This is a genomic window from Paraburkholderia sediminicola (assembly GCF_046026855.1).
Classification (GTDB): Bacteria; Pseudomonadota; Gammaproteobacteria; order Burkholderiales; family Burkholderiaceae; genus Paraburkholderia; species Paraburkholderia sediminicola_A.
Genome location: NZ_JAQQET010000013.1, coordinates 153,821 through 169,368 on the forward strand (window position 1 = coordinate 153,821; position 15,548 = coordinate 169,368).

The 15,548-nt window shown below is 61.8% G+C and carries 10 protein-coding genes; 4 read left to right on the plus strand and 6 right to left on the minus strand.

Annotated elements, in window-relative coordinates; all coding sequences use genetic code 11:
- Positions 1 to 27 precede the first annotated feature (27 nt).
- The gene (locus PQR40_RS16560; RefSeq protein ID WP_408509419.1) at positions 28 to 972 is read right to left on the minus strand and encodes a hypothetical protein; all 945 of its coding nucleotides are present in this window, start codon (positions 970 to 972) and stop codon (positions 28 to 30) included.
- A gap of 126 nt (positions 973 to 1,098) precedes the next feature.
- Between PQR40_RS16560 and PQR40_RS16565 the strand changes: the two genes are divergently transcribed.
- From PQR40_RS16565 to PQR40_RS16580, 4 genes are all read left to right on the plus strand, one after another.
- The gene (locus tag PQR40_RS16565; protein WP_325043007.1) at positions 1,099 to 1,944 is read left to right on the plus strand and encodes a M15 family metallopeptidase; all 846 of its coding nucleotides are present in this window, start codon (positions 1,099 to 1,101) and stop codon (positions 1,942 to 1,944) included.
- A 267-nt stretch (positions 1,945 to 2,211) separates the two neighbouring features.
- Positions 2,212 to 6,096, plus strand: a complete 3,885-nt coding sequence (gene tssM, locus PQR40_RS16570) for a type VI secretion system membrane subunit TssM (RefSeq protein WP_408338660.1) — start codon at positions 2,212 to 2,214, stop codon at positions 6,094 to 6,096.
- The gene (gene tagF / locus PQR40_RS16575; protein WP_408338662.1) at positions 6,093 to 7,085 is read left to right on the plus strand and encodes a type VI secretion system-associated protein TagF; all 993 of its coding nucleotides are present in this window, start codon (positions 6,093 to 6,095) and stop codon (positions 7,083 to 7,085) included. The genes tssM and tagF overlap by 4 nt, the downstream gene beginning before the upstream one ends.
- A gap of 4 nt (positions 7,086 to 7,089) precedes the next feature.
- Complete coding sequence (locus PQR40_RS16580; RefSeq protein WP_408509420.1) at positions 7,090 to 8,043, plus strand: OmpA family protein; 954 nt, start codon at positions 7,090 to 7,092, stop codon at positions 8,041 to 8,043.
- A gap of 87 nt (positions 8,044 to 8,130) precedes the next feature.
- Here the strand turns inward: PQR40_RS16580 and tssA are convergent, their stop codons facing one another.
- The 5 genes from tssA to tssE form a co-directional block, all read right to left on the minus strand.
- Entirely contained in the window at positions 8,131 to 9,243 is a 1,113-nt protein-coding gene (gene tssA, locus PQR40_RS16585) for a type VI secretion system protein TssA (protein ID WP_408230281.1), read from the minus strand.
- Between the two features lie 66 nt (positions 9,244 to 9,309).
- On the minus strand, positions 9,310 to 11,985 hold the full coding sequence (gene tssH / locus PQR40_RS16590) for a type VI secretion system ATPase TssH (protein WP_408230278.1): 2,676 nt from the start codon (positions 11,983 to 11,985) through the stop codon (positions 9,310 to 9,312).
- Between the two features lie 35 nt (positions 11,986 to 12,020).
- A complete protein-coding gene (tssG, locus tag PQR40_RS16595; RefSeq protein ID WP_408230275.1) occupies positions 12,021 to 13,115 on the minus strand; it encodes a type VI secretion system baseplate subunit TssG in 1,095 nt (364 codons plus the stop codon).
- Positions 13,079 to 14,917: a type VI secretion system baseplate subunit TssF gene (gene tssF, locus PQR40_RS16600; RefSeq protein ID WP_408338666.1), complete on the minus strand. Its 1,839-nt coding sequence runs from the start codon at positions 14,915 to 14,917 to the stop codon at positions 13,079 to 13,081. Before tssF ends, tssG begins: the two co-directional genes overlap by 37 nt.
- Before the next feature lie 122 nt (positions 14,918 to 15,039).
- Positions 15,040 to 15,519 carry a type VI secretion system baseplate subunit TssE gene (gene tssE / locus PQR40_RS16605; RefSeq protein ID WP_054036473.1) on the minus strand — a complete coding sequence of 160 codons (480 nt, stop codon included), beginning with the start codon at positions 15,517 to 15,519 and terminating at the stop codon, positions 15,040 to 15,042.
- Between the last annotated feature and the right edge of the window lie 29 nt (positions 15,520 to 15,548).

A 15,548-nucleotide genomic window follows, 5' to 3' on the forward strand; every position in this document is an offset into this window, starting at 1 on the left:
CGTCACCAGGACGCACATTACCCGAACTTAAGGCTGGTGTGCCTGTGGCGCCGAACCCGGACAGGCCGGGTCTTTACCCCAATGTCCGTCGCATACGCGCCAGCGGCACAACTGGTCTTCGAAGAAGCCGCGTTGTCCACATTCCTTCACGCGTTCGGCCAGCTTGGCGTTCCCTGGGGTAGCCGGGGCACTGACCTTGGTAGCCGTGTTGCCGTCTGCCGCTTTCGCGTCAGCCGGTTTGGTCCGTGCCACGAGCGCGGCTAATAGATCGGCATCCGAATCATCTTTCGAAGCATTACCGGCCGCACGCGGTTTCTTCGTTTGAGCGACCGCGGTCGGTGCGCTCGCGTGATGATTGCTTGCGATCGTGCTTTCCTTCTTGCTGTGGGCCGCCGTATCGCGCTTGGCATTGCTGGCGACAGCCGTCGAGCTTTTGCCATGCTTTGCCGCCGGCACCGCTACCGCCGACGCAGCCGTTGCCGACGCAACCGGCGCAGCGGCATTGCTCGGCTCGGCGCCGTCGGCGAGCGCACGCGACAAGCGGCTGTCATCGCCGCTTGCGGGGGTACTCGCGGATGCCGCGGGCGTCTTGCTGTCACTGTCGTCAGCAACGATCGTAGCCGCCTGTGACGACGCTGCAGCCGGGGCATCCGCTTTCGCGGTGACCTGCGGCGCACCGCTGGCGGCGGACGCCGGCACAGCAGCTTTCTCAGCGTTGGCCGGCGTGGCTGACGCTAACGACTCTGTCTTCACACGCTGCTGCATATGCCACGCGCCCCAACCTCCCGCGGCGATCACCAGCAAGGCGACCAGCACAAGCGGCGTTTTCGACCGGCGTGGTTTATCGGCAGGCGGCTCGACGCGGCCTTCCAGGTTCGCGAGAATTCGCGAACCATTGCCATCGGCGCCCTTAGCCTTATCGGATAACAGGCTAGGCGGGGCTTTGGAATTCGAATTTTCCGGCGCACTCATTCACTGTCTCATTGAATCCTGGATTATTTCGCCGTGATAATACCGTTCCGGCTCCTCTCCGAGCAGGCCTGATTCTAAGAGCAAGCATTACAAAATACAATTGTTTCCAATTTTCCGGGGTCGACTTTGATTGCCGTAGTACTTCTTGCCTATTTCGCCATCGCCGTTGTGATCGCCGCAATGCTGCTATTGCCGGCGGTACGCGCCTCTTTATTAGGCGCCGCACTCGCTATTCATGGCCGCGTTATGCGCGGGGCATCGCAAGGCGCTTCTCGTGCTCGCGGTCAATTAGCACGTTCGGCAAAAATTTCGCAATCGACTGCAGTCGATATGCAAAAGTTACTGGCAAAGCGGCGCTTGCTGATTTTTACCACCACAGGTATTCTTGCGACGCCGCCATTGGTGGCATTGGCTTTACGCGGCCGGCAATTATTCCAATTCGATGACACTGCACGGGTACCGGACGAGAAAATTGCCGCGTTATTGAATGGCGAACAGCTCGTGCCCCCGCCGCCGCTGCCGCCCGAGGTATTTGCAACGCAGGAAGTGGAGCAGATTCGGCCCGCACTGAAAGACGCGAGCCGCGACTGGAATTTGCTCGACGCCGATTTCAGAACGCGTTTATTGCTCGTTTACAAAATCATGCACGAGCAATACGGGTATGAGATGGCATTGCTGGAAGGTTATCGCAGTCCGGAGCGGCAAAACCGGCTTGCGCAAATGGGGGGTAACGTCACCAATGCCGCTGCGTTTCAGAGCTATCACCAATACGGTCTTGCCGCGGATAACGCGTTTTTGCGCGACGGCAAGCTCGTCATTTCAGAAAAAGATCCCTGGGCCATGCGAGGTTATCAGCTATACGGACAGACGGCCGAACAGGTCGGCCTGACGTGGGGTGGCCGCTGGAAAATGATGGATCTCGGGCACGTTGAATATCACAAACCGGGCTTCGTCCTGGGGCGCGGTCATTAAGACGAAGTGGGCAATAAAGAGGTTGCAATGGGGCGTTCAATCAAATTTTCTGGCAAAAGTCGGCAATGTCGCATGCATAACGACATTCGTCCAATCGCCATTGGCGGGCCATCCCATGGCGGATTTAACAATCCAGCCGCATTCACCTCCACTTGAATATGCTTTCGTTTTGTTTCAAACGCGGCGCAGACAGACTTTGTCCGCGCTCGCGTCATGCTGTTTGCCACACACGCGCCACAACACACATCACCAAGACCTGAACGGCTTATGCGACGCATTCTTAACGTGTTGACCCATACACGCACGCTCTCGATCATCGGCTTGCTCGCGCTCGCTGCTGTTTTGTTCATCGGCGCCGATACCCTGCAGATCGATCCGATGTGGCCTGCCATCGTGCTCGGCGCGGTGATCGCGCTCTGGCTGCTGGTCTGGGTGGTGCGCCGACTGCGCGCACGGCGCGCGAACAACAAGCTCGGCGAAATGCTCGAGCAACAGGCTGAAAAGCAGACCGAAACCGGCCCCGCCCCGACGCCCGCGCGCCAAGCCGAACTCGACGTGCTGCGCACGCGCCTCGTCGACGCAGTGAAAACGATCAAGACTTCGAAGATCGGCCAGATGTCCGGCGGCTCGGCGCTGTATGAAATGCCCTGGTACATCGTGATCGGCAACCCTGCTGCGGGCAAGAGCAGCGCCGTGCTGAATTCAGGCCTGCAATTTCCTTTCGCCGACAAGAACAATGCGGTGATTCATGGCATCGGCGGCACGCGGAATTGCGACTGGTTCTTTACGACCGAAGGCATTCTGCTCGACACCGCCGGCCGCTATTCGGTGCACGAAGAAGACCGCACCGAATGGCTCGGCTTCCTCGGCCTGCTCAAGCGTTTCCGGCCGAAGGCACCGATCAACGGCATTATCGTGACGGCGAGCATTGCCGAGTTGACCAGCAGCAAGCCCGAATTCGCGATCAATCTTGCGAAAAACCTGCGCCAACGGGTTCAGGAGCTGACCGAGAAGCTCGAAGTGTTCGCGCCGGTGTACGTGATGTTCACCAAGGCAGATCTGATCACGGGCTTCACCGAATTCTTCAGCGGCAATGACCGTCACGAATACGACCGCGTATGGGGCGCCACCCTGCCCTACCAGCCGGACGAGAAGCGCGACGTAGTGGGCCTCTTTGACGAGCACTTTGAAGAGCTCTACGACGGCCTGAAAGAAATCAGCGTCGCGCAGATGTCGATCAACCGCGGCAACAAGCTCTCGCCGGGTCAGTTGAGCTTCCCGCTCGAATTCTCGGCGATCAAGCCCGCGTTGCGCGCGTTTCTCGCCACGCTGTTCGAAACCAATCCGTTCCAGCATAAGCCGATTTTCCGCGGCTTCTACTTCACCAGCGCATTGCAGGAAGGCGAAACCAACAGCGCCGCTGCGACACGCATCGCCAACCGTTTCGGCCTTTCCGCTGACAGCCTGCCCAAGCCGCATAGCGCGTTCTCGAAGAACGGCTTCTTCCTGCGCGATCTGTTCTCCAAGGTGATTTTCGCCGACCGGCAGACCGTCAAGCAGTTCGCCAGCCCCGCCAAGACACGCATGCGCTATGCAACGTTCTTCGGCTTCGTCGCAGTGCTCGCGTTGGCGCTCGGCGGCTGGACGTGGTCGACGATCGGCAATCAGCAGCTCGCCGACAATGTAAAGGCGGACCTCGATAACGTGGTGCGCCTGCAGCAGAACCGCAACGACCTGCAATCGCGTTTGCAGGCTATGGACATTCTGGAAGACCGCATCGACCAGCTTGAGCAGTTCCGCCGCGACAAGCCGCTGGCGGTGTCGCTCGGGCTGTATCAGGGCGACCGTCTCGAGCAGCACTTGCTGACCGAGTATTACAACGGCGTGCGCCAGATCCTGCTCGACCCGGTCTCGCAGAATCTCGCCTCGTTCCTGAAAGACGTCAACGCGCACCCCGATCAGCTCGCGCCGCTGAACCGCACGCCGGACGCCGCCGCGATTCCGGTGTCCGCACACGCGGCGATGGCGGCGAACAGCCAGGGCGGCCTGTATAGCGACGCGTCGCCAACCAACGTCGAAGACGCGTACAACGCGCTCAAGACCTACCTGATGCTCAGTGACAAGCGTCACGTGGAAACGGCTCACCTGACCGATCAGGTCGCCCGCTTCTGGCGCGGCTGGCTCGAGACGAATCGCGGCAACATGCCCCGCGACGAGATGATCCGCAGCGCCGAGCGCATGATCACGTTCTATCTGTCGCGCGTGTCCGACAATGACTGGCCGATGATCGACGAAAACCTCGGTCTCGTCGACCAGACGCGTGAAAACCTGCGCCGCGTGGTGCGCGGCATGCCGGCCCGTCAGCGCGTCTACGAGGAAATCAAGGCGCGTGCGTCGACCCGCTTCGCGCCGATGACGATCGCGCGCATCGTCGGCGAAAACAATACGGCGCTGGTGGCCGGCAGCTATGCGATCCCCGGCACCTTCACGCGTGAGGCGTGGTTCCAGTACGTGCAACCGGCAATTCGTGACGCCGCCACCAAGGAATTACAGGCAAAAGACTGGGTGCTCAACACCTCCGCGCATGACGACCTGACGCTGGAAGGCAGCCCTGAGCAGATCCAGAAAGCGCTGGTGGCAATGTACAAGACCGAGTACGCGATGCACTGGCAGAAGTTCATGCAAGGCATTGCCGTGCAGAGCTTCGGCAGCTTCGGCCAGGCGGTGGACGCGATGAACCGTCTTGGCGATCCGCAAGACTCGCCGATCCGCAAGGTGCTTGAAACCGCGTATGACCAGACCTCGTGGGACAACCCGTCGCTCTTCAACGCGAACCTGAAACGCGCGCAATCCGGCATGACCAGCTGGTTCAAGAACTGGTTCTCGCGTGCGCCGACCGGCCAGCTGAACGCCAACATCGACATCAACGGCAATCCGGTCGAAGTACCGATGGGCCCGATCGGCCAGGAGTTCTCGGCATTGGGCCGCATCGTCGTCTCCGGCGACAACGGCTCGATGTTGAAGGGCTACATGGACACGCTCTCGAAGGTCCGTACCCGCTTTAACGTGATCAAGAACCAGGGCGATCCGGGACCGGGCGCGCGTCAGCTGATGCAACAGACGCTCGACGGCAGTGGCTCCGAGTTGGCCGATTCGCTGAAGTACGTCGACGAACAGATGCTGACGGGCCTCACCGATTCGCAACGCAAGGCGCTGCGCCCGCTGCTGGTGCGTCCGCTGATGGCGGCCTATGCGGTGGTGATCCAGCCGGCCAGCGTCGAAGTCAACAAGGTGTGGAACGCGCAGGTCTATCAGACCTTCCAGAGCTCGCTCGCGAACAAGTATCCGTTTGCAGGCGACGCGAAGGTCGAAGCCGGCGCCGGCGAAATCGCCCAGGTGTTCGGGCCGGACGGTGCGATCGCCAAGTTTGTCGGCACCACGCTCGGGCCGCTTGCGGTGCGTCGCGGCGACACGCTGACCTCGCGCACATGGGGCGATATGGGTCTCGCGCTGACGCCTGACTTCACCAGCGGTTTCGCGCGCTGGGTAGCGCCGTTGGCCGGGGGAGCCGCGAGCTCGTCGGGTCAAAGCTCGGCCGAGCCGCAGACCGTGTTCCAGATCCTGCCGCAGCCAAGCAGCGGCACCACGGAATACACGCTCGCGATCGACGGCCAGCAAATGCGTTACCGCAACACGCCGCCGCAATGGACCAACTTCGTCTGGCCGAATCCGTCGGGCTCGCCTGGCGCGACGCTGAATGCCACGACCTTCGACGGCCGCACGCTGCAACTGGTCAACGAGCCGGGCCGCTACGGTCTGGAAAAGCTGATCAACTCGGCGCAACGCAAGCGCCGCCCGGACGGCACCTTCGATCTGTCCTGGACGCAAGGCAACGTGACCGTGGCGGTCAGCATGCGCATCATCAGCACGTCGCAGGCTTCGGGCAGCGCCACCAGCGACGCGCCGCAACAACAGAGCCTGCGCGGCTTGCGGCTGCCGTCTTCGGTGGCGGATGTGAGCGCGGCGGCGAATTCAGTCAATGCGACGGCCGCGGGTGGTGCACCGGGCGTCGCGCCCGCTGCCACGCCGACGTCGCAAGCGGCACGGCCGGCAACGGCCGCCGCGGTTTCGAACACAGGGGGTGCGCAATGACACAAACCGTGCAGGCGCAGATCGCCTACTTCGGCAAGATTCCGTCGCGCGGCGACTTCGTCAAAAGCCCGCATAACCCGCAATTGCTGGCCACGCTCGACCGCTGGATCGCCGAGGCGATGGAACTGCTCACCGACGACCCACGCTGGAAGATCGTCTACGAAAGCGCCCAGCCCATGCACTTCGCGTTCCTCGGTTCGCGCAGCAAACTGGCGATCGCGGGGCATATGGTGGCGAGTCAGGATCAGTCGTCGCGGCGCTTTCCGTTTCTTGCCGCGACCGCGCTGGAAGTCGAAAAGCCGCTGACGTTCCTCGCGCGCAGTCCGCTCGCCTTCGCGCGCCTGTGGTCGCGTGTCGCCTCGCAGATGAAGCCGCTGCTCGGTGTGAGCGAGCCGGCCGGCGCGCTCCAGGCGCTGGGCGAAACACAAGTGCAGATCGAAATCGGCGGTGGGCCGGGCAATCCGCACGACGGCACCTTCAACGACTTCGTCGAGCATCAGACACTCGCCGGCCTCGAACAGATGCTGCTCGCGAGCGGTCATCCGGTGCGCTTGCGCGGCGCGATGCTGGCGCTCGGTTCGCTGCTGCGCCCGGTGATGCAAAGCGGTTCGTCGCATCTCGAGCGTGGGCTGACCTTGCCGCTGCCGAACGATCCGTTCTATCGCTCGCTAGTCGCGGCATTCTGGCTCGAACTGATCGCGCCGTTCGTCTCGCAGGCCGATTTCGAACTGGCGATTTTTATCGGCACGATTGCCGAGCGCGAGCGGCTCATCATCGGCTTTAACGGCGCCTCGGCCAAAACGCTGCATAGCGTGGTCGATCCGCAGGCGTACGCGGCACATAACATCGATATCGACGATCCCGAGTGGATCGACGAGCACGCACAAAACGACCATGGCATCAGCAAGCTCGTCAGCTACCTCGACCAACCGCAACTGTCGTTGCGTGTCAGCATCGACACGTTCCGCGAAGCATTCACGGGAGCGTGACACGATGTTGAGCAAACACACGCGCATTGCCTCGCTGCTGGCCGGCCTTCTGATCAGCACGCTCGCCCATGCCGACAACGACGGCCCGGCACGCGTCACGCCGGTCGACAACAGCGGCACTGCGATTCGCACGACGATTCTGCCCGCGGCTTCGGCGCAGCCGGGCAATGCAGGCCCTGCCGTCACCACGGCCGGGCTCGCCAGCGGCACCACCGGCGCCGGCACCGGTGCGATCAGCGCATCGCCGCCGCCCGCCAATGCCATGCCGGGCCAGGTCGTCGTGGGCGGCAAAGTGCCGGATGAAGCGACCAAGGCCGCCGTGCTGGCACGTCTGCGCGACACCTACGGCGCGTCCAACGTAGTCGATCAGATCGAAGTCGCGGACGTCGCGACGCCGCCGAACTGGTCCGCCAACGTGCAAAAGCTGATCGGCCCGCAATTGAAGCAGATCAGCAAAGGCCAGTTGAAGATCGACGGCACGCAGATCGACATGAAAGGTGAAGTGCACAACGAATCGCAGCGTCAGCAGCTCGCAAGCGATATGGCGAACGCACTGAATCCGACCTACACGATCAAGAACGGTCTACGCGTGAGCGCATCTGAACAGGGCGTGCTCGATCAGACTCTGGCGAATCGCACCATCGAGTTCGAGACGGGCAGCGCGACGCTCACGCCGCAAGGCCGCGCGATTCTCGATCAGATGGCGGCCGTGTTGTCGAAGATGCAGACGAAGACGGTGGCGATCATCGGCCATACCGACAACTCGGGGAATCGCACCTCGAACATCGCGCTGAGCCAGGCGCGTGCGGACGCGGTGAAGGGTTATCTGGTCGCCAAGGGCATCCCGCCCGAGCAGATGACGACCACAGGCGTGGGTCCGGATCAGCCGATTGCATCGAACGACACGACCGATGGACGGGCGCGTAACAGACGCATTGAGTTTCGCGCGGGGTCTTGAGTTGTTGCTTGCCTGAGCGCGTGATCAAAAAAAAGCCTGGCACACCGATGTTCGATGCCAGGCTTTTTTGTTTGCACTATGGAAGTCTTAGCTGTTGTCCTCGGGCTTCACGCCCAGCAGCTCGCGAATATGCGCGAGCGACCCACCGTCCTTCACTACCGAGGAAAGCCACTGATGCAAAGGCATATCCGCGCACTCCGCCGCCTTGTCGGCGAGGTAAGCAGCCGGATTATGCGGCTCGGTGCTGCGAAAGAATTTAGCCACGGCACGCAACTGCGCGACGGCTTGTGCACGGCTCTGGATTCCTGCAATCGGGCCGCTCGGGATAGTCTGGCTGGTCGTCAACACGGGTTCCTCGCGTTGCGGTGAAGTCTTGAAGGTAGGCTCGGCGCGTTCGTGCTCGTCCGGGTTCGGCGTTTTTGGCGGCGACGCTTCGGCGCTTACGCCCAACTCGCGTGCGAAGCGTTCCGCCAACCGGTAGACGCTTTCATACGCATCTTTCGCCTGACGGAAGCTCGGCGCCGAATCGGGAGCGCGCTGGTCCAGTTCCTGTTCGAGCGCGAGTATCGCCGCTTCGAACGCTTTCAGATCGACCAGCAGCGTTGAGTAGAACGCCGGTGGCGTGGCACGTTTCGACGCCTCGATCTGCTCGATGGAAGGCTTGCCGCGCGCGATATCGTCGGCGTGATCCGGATCGCGCTTGACCGCTTGCGCAACATGCGTGGCCACGTCCCAATCGATCGTGCTGTACGAATTGCCTTGCGACGATGTGAGCGGCGTCGCCCGCAGCAGATCGCCGGTGCGGCCGACCAGCCACGCGACGTTGCCGAGTCGATACTCGGTATCATCGCCTTCCGGCAGCGGATGCACGTGATCCCAGTACTTTTCGCACAACCCCGTCAGCAGCGCATACCCTTGCGTGAGACCGGTCACGCCCTCTTCGATGGCAAGCGCCTCGGTGAGCCAGACAGCGAGACGCAAATCCTTGGTCTGCGTCTGCAGCAGGCTGCTGGAACGTTCGACCACCAATGGCCAGTCGGCCTCTTTGATATCCGTGACCCATTCGCCTTGATCCAGCGACGGGTCTTCGAATCGGCGCGCGTGCTGGATCGCGTCGAAATCCGCTGAAAACAGCAGGTCTTCGCCACAAGGCGAGGCTTCGCTGATCGGGGCCAGCAGCGTGTTCAGATTAGTCGGCATGACAGAAAGCAATAAGTATCCGGTACGGCATTAAAACAGATTGGCAGGCAGGCGGGGCATGCCCGCTCACACAACCGTGTATTCGAACTCGCCCGCGTCGCTCGCGCGTACCGCGATGCGTTCGATCGCGGTGCCGTTGGCAATGCGCTCCAGCACCTGCTGTGCGACTTCCGGCAATAGCGTGCCATTCAGAATATGGTCGACATTGCGCGCGCCGGAGTCCACTTCGGTGCAGCGTGCGAGCACCGCATCGACCAGCGACTCGTCCCACTCGAACACCGCCTTGTGATTCGACTCGATGCGGCGGCGAATCCGCTCCAGCTTCAAAGCGATGATTTCGGCGAGCACGTCATCGGAGATCGGGTAGTACGGCACCACTTTCATACGGCCGAGAAACGCCGGCTTGAACGCCTTGTACAGTTGCGGGCGCAATGTCTCCGCGAGTTCGTCCGTATCCGGCAGTTCTTCGGCACTCTTGTTCAGGCATGCCTGCATCACCGCCTGCGAGCCGACGTTCGAGGTCAGGATGATCAGCGTGTTGCGGAAATCGATCTCGCGCCCTTCGGCGTCGTCCATGGTGCCTTTGTCGAACACCTGGAAAAACATTTCCAGCACGTCAGGGTGCGCCTTTTCCACTTCATCGAGCAGCACCACCGAATACGGATTGCGACGCACCGCCTCGGTCAGCACACCGCCCTCACCATAGCCGACGTAGCCCGGTGGCGAACCCTTCAGGCCCGACACGCTGTGCGCCTCCTGATACTCGCTCATGTTGATCGTGACCATCTTGCGTTCGCCGCCGTACAGCACGTCGGCGAGCGCCAGCGCGGTTTCGGTCTTGCCGACACCCGACGGTCCGACGAACATGAAGACGCCACGCGGTTTGTTCGGGTCTTCGAGACTCGCACTGGCCGTGCGCACGCGTTGCGCGATCGCATCGAGTGCGTGGTCCTGTCCGATCACGCGAGAGGCCAGCAGCGGCTGCAGATTCAGCACGGTCTGGATTTCGTCCTTGATCATGCGGCCGAGCGGAATGCCGGTCCATGAAGCGACGATTTCGGCGACCACGTGGCCATCAACCTGCAATGGAACCATTGGTTGGCCGCCCTGCAATGCATGCAATTCCGCCACGCGCGTGGCAAGCGTTTCGCGCGCCTGCGGCGCCTTGTCGGCCTGGCCGGCGTCCGCGCTGCTCACGCGCGCGGCGTCGATTTCCGCACGCAAGCCGACGATCTCCGTCACCAGTGCACGCTCCTTGTCATAGCGCGCCTCGTCAACGGCCAGGTCTTTCACGTCTTCTTCGCGCAGGCTGCGCAATTCCGCAAGCCGCTCGTCGTGCAACGCCCCGCTCGCCACCTCGCGTTCCAGCGCGGCGATTTCGGTGTCGATACGTTCGAGCCGTTTCTTCGTGTCGTCGATCGCGGCAGGTGTCGAGCTATGGGCGAGCGCGACTTTGGCACAAGCGGTGTCGAGCACGCTGATCGCCTTGTCCGGCAGTTGGCGGCCACTGATGTAGCGATGCGACAAACGCACCGCTTCGGTGATCGCATCGTCCAGTACGCGGACGTTGAAGTGCTTTTCCATCAACGCGGCCATGCCGCGCAACATTGCCGCCGCGAGGGTCTCGCTCGGCTCTTCGATCTTGACGACCTGGAAACGCCGCGCCAGCGCCGCGTCTTTTTCGAAGTACTTCTTGTATTCGCTCCACGTGGTCGCCGCGATGGTGCGCAATTCGCCGCGCGCCAAGGCCGGCTTCAGCAGATTCGCTGCGTCGTTCTGCCCGGCCTGACCACCGGCGCCGATGATCGTATGCGCTTCGTCGATAAACAGAATGATCGGATGCGGGCTCTTCTTCACCTCGTCGATCACGTTTTTCAGGCGGTTCTCGAACTCGCCTTTCACGCTGGCGCCTGCCTGCAACAGACCCATATCGAGCACATGCAAGGCGACGCCTTTTAGCGGCGCGGGCACATCGTCAGCCGCAATGCGCAGCGCGAGACCTTCGACCACGGCTGTTTTACCAACGCCCGCCTCGCCCGTCATGATCGGATTATTCTGCCGACGGCGCATCAGGATGTCGATGGTCTGGCGAATCTCGGCTTCGCGACCGATCACCGGGTCGATCTTGCCTTCACGTGCACGCTGCGTGAGATTGCTGGTGTACGTATCGAGCGCGGGAGTTCTGGAAGGCGCGCCGGGTGCCAATTCGGCCGCAGCCGTATCGCTCGCGCCTTCCGCCGCGTTCTCCGCAGCGTTACTGCGTTCGACTTCACGCGAACCGGCGGTCAATTCGTCGAACTTGTGCTTCAGATCCGTCACCCGCACGTCGCGCAGCAGCGGCGACATGCGCTCAGCGAACTGCGCGAGATCCGGCGCCGTCAACAATGCCAGCAGTAAATGCCCCGAACGTATCCGTCCAATCTGCGAATCGAGCGATGCAATCAGCCACGCCTGTTCGAGCAAGTCGATCAAATGCTTTGAAAACACCGGCGTGCGCGTATTGCCAGTCTTCAAACGTTGCAATTCGCGCTCGATATCCGCGCGCAAAGCATGCGCGTCGACCCGGCTCGCACGCAGTGCCAGCGTGACATCGCTCGCCGGTTCATCCAGCAGCGCCAGCAACAGATGCTCGAGGTCGACCTCATAGTGACCGCGCGCGAGACAGTTGTTCGCCGCGAGCAAAGCCGCCTGCCGGCAGGTCGGATTCAGTTTGGCGATCAGGGTATTGAGGGACGTACTCATGTCGTGCGATCCGGGTCCAGGTTCTATTGTTGTGGTCAGTGAATCACGTGCAATTCGTAGCGGGCATCCGCGCGGTCACGGTCGGCTGCCTTGGTGCACAGGAAGGCGTCCCAGCCGAGGCGTGCGCCGCCGCTCAACATGCTTGGCCCCACTTCCGCGCGGCGCAGCACTAGCGAAATCTCGTATTCGAGCGTCACGCCGGCGAGCAGCGTCAGCATGCGTTCGAGCGCCACGGCGCGGTCGGCACCCGGTAAAAATGCTTCGTAGTCGGCTTTGTTGAGCGGACCGATCACGAGCCGCGCGCGCATGTCGCGCTGCCAGACGCGCTCGCCCGCCAGCGCGGTGGCGCCGAGCGTCGCGTTGACACCGCCGAGCACGGTCAATTGATCGCGCGGCACGTCGTACCATTTTCCGACGAACTGCTCGACGCGTACCCGCACCTTGAAGTATTCGGACAGCGTACGCTGCAAATAGGCCGCGGAAACCGGCCGATGCCGTGCGGCCAGCGCGTAACCGGCAATCGCTTCGTCGAATAGCGCACCGTCGCCGCTTTGCAGACTGTTGCGCGTGTCGTCGTCGGCAACGCCTGCCAGCGCGAGCAATAGCGGCAGATAGCGCTCGTCGCGATCCAGTTCGTAATGAAACGGCAGCCTGTACTTCTTCCATGCCGCGTAGAACAGCGCGGTCGCGCGATTCGAGAACACGTCGAAGAATTCGCGCGCGGCCCGGTCGCGCTGAATCTGCTCGCGCGCGATGATCTGCTCGGTGTAATGCAGCGGCAACGCGCCCTGGCCGCCGAGCAAACCGAAAAACGCCGGCGTGATATCGACCTTGTGGAGCGAACCCGCCGCAAGCGCGGCGGTGCGCTGCGGCTTCTCTTTCAGCGCCGTACCTGCATCGTCGTACGACTGCGCGCTGTGAATTTCGCTAGGCGGAAACGACATCGACAGCGAATTGCGAAAAGCAATCCGCTGCGCGACGATTTCGCCGGGGCGTCTATTACTCGACGGCGTTTGCTGCGCGAACCACTTCTCGAGAATCCGCACCGCCTGAAAAAATTCGAAGCGATGCGGTTCGTCGAGAAGTTGTTCGACTACGCCAGGATCGATTCGCCGCTGCGCGGTTTGCATCGCAGAATCTCCTCGCCGGTGCGCTTCGACACGACGACCAGTTGCACAAAGCTGTTCAGATGCACGTACAGCCCGAAAAACGTATCGATCACCCGCACGAACGAGGCGAGACTCGTGCCGACGAAATGCTCTTCGTCGATCGTCAAACGAATCTCGATGCCGCGCACGAAGGTCGCAAACGGCTTGCCCGGCAGCCATTGCACCGCTGCGCGCTGCTCGATGCCGACCAATCCGTCGATATGCCGCGCCGACACCGCCGTGCGCCGCAAATCGTAAAGCACCAGCATTTCCTTGAGCGCTGACAGGCCGCTATTGGCGAGCGACACATGATTCAACGCCAGATGCGAAATCAGCCGCCAGTGCGAGGCGCGCCCGCGCTCGAAGCGCACGCTAGGCGTCGGCCTGCGCAGCATCGCGATGCTGCCGGTCAGCGAACCGCCTTCCAGAAACAGGTCGCCGCCTTCGAGCCCCACGGCGAGGCCGGCCGGCAAATCGCGATTGGTACACGTCAGATCGAGACTCAGCGTATCGGTTTGCGGGGCCGCCGGTTCGAAGTCGATATCGACGATCGAGATTTCGGTCTCGTAACCGGGGCTTTTCTGCGCAACCCAATCGTTACGCCGCGCGAACCAGTAGTGCCCCGCACGCGCCGCTTCGCCGTGATGCAGTGAATAGAACGGCCGGAATTCGATCACCGATTCTTCGTGCGCCTTCTGCCGGACGAGTTTCACCGAATCGATCGAATAGACCTCGTACGCGAACGCGCGACGCGCCTCAGCGATCACCGGGTATGAAACCGCCTGGTGGCTGACGCGGATCGGCTCGCCATGCTGTTCGAACAGGTTCACCACCGGCGTGCAGAACAAGCGGAAATGATGCGCGGACAACGAATCCAGCAGACGCGCGATGTGCGAATCGCTGCGCACTTCCTTGAGCACGACGTGCAGCGTCAGACGCTGGCAGCGACCGCTCGCGCGCGTCATGGCCGCCAGATCGAAATCGGTGAAATTGAATTTTTCGGGAAACGCGAAGTATTCGGTCAGCAGCCGGTAGGCCGGGTGCGATTTGGCCGGGTAATCGATCAGTGCATCGTCTTCATCGAAACCGGCTTGTACGACGGGCGATTCACGCAGTTGCTTCCACACGCCGCGGCGGTCCGCTTCGACATACGTGGCCATTGCGTTGACGAACAGGCAGTCCGCCAGCGCCGCGATAAACGATTGCTCGCCGTGCAGGTGGGCGCGCAACGTGCCGACTTTCAATGCGGAGAGATCGAGCTGCGCGGCCGTGGATTCGAACGTGATCGACACGATTGCCGTAGCGTTTCCCGGCAAGACCGTCGCGCTCGGCGCCATCGCCACCGACGTGTACTTCGCCTCCGAGATGCGGATCGGCGCCAGCGTCACGTCGTAGGCGGTTCGGAAACGGCACTGCACACCGCGAATCGGGCGCGACTTGAGTTCAGTGCCGCGCTCGACCAGGACCGGTTCGGTCAGGTGACTGAGCGCGGCCGAGGTGCCCAACTGCGCGATCGAGCACGACGGAAACGGCCGCAGGTAGTGCGGATACAGCACTTCCAGCAGCGCTTCGGTGAATTCGGGGTAATCGTCGTCGAGCTTCTTGTTGATGCGCGCGCCCAACAGCGCGAACGACTCGATCATCCGCTCGACGTGCGGATCTTCGCAGTGCTCGCCGGACATTGCCAGACGCGCTGCGATCTTCGGATAGCGCTCGGCGAAATCGCGCGAATAGCGCCGCAGAAATGATAATTCGCGCTCGTAATACGGCAGCAATTCTTCCATCGATATCCCCGGACCTGAATCCTCTCCGCCCAATCCATGCCACCGTTGCGCGTTAACGGCAGCAAAGCGGTACTAAAAACACCAAAACGCAGGTACTAAAACTCAGCCGCCAAAATCAGGTACTAAAGCTTGGCGCGTGCGCGCGTCACCGAATATTGCAGCGTAGAAGGCTGCAGCATTGCATCGAAACTCACCGGTTCTTCTGCCGGGTGCACGACCAGCAGCGCCTGAATCGCAAAATTCAACGCGTTGGTGGATTGTTCGTTTAATTCGAGCGTGACCGCCACCTGCTGCAAGCGCGGCTCATGCCGTGCGATTGCCTGTTGAATCGATTTGCAGATAAACGTGCGGTCATAGTGACTCGCGAGGCTCAAGCCCGCAAAATCGTTCAGACCGTATGTGAGCACCGAGCGCTGACATTCCGGCAGCGCCGCCAGCTCGTGCTCGGTCAGAGCGATCCGGGTGTTCAGGATCGCCTCGACGTCGCGCGCGACGGTGGCCTTCAACTCGTCCAACGACAATTGCCGCATCGCCGGGGAAGCCGGCAAATGCGGTTCGTCGTCGAACAGCTTGTCGAGAAAGCTGGGTTCGAAGCGTTTCATCAGCGTCCGAAGAAGCGGTTCGACGCGAG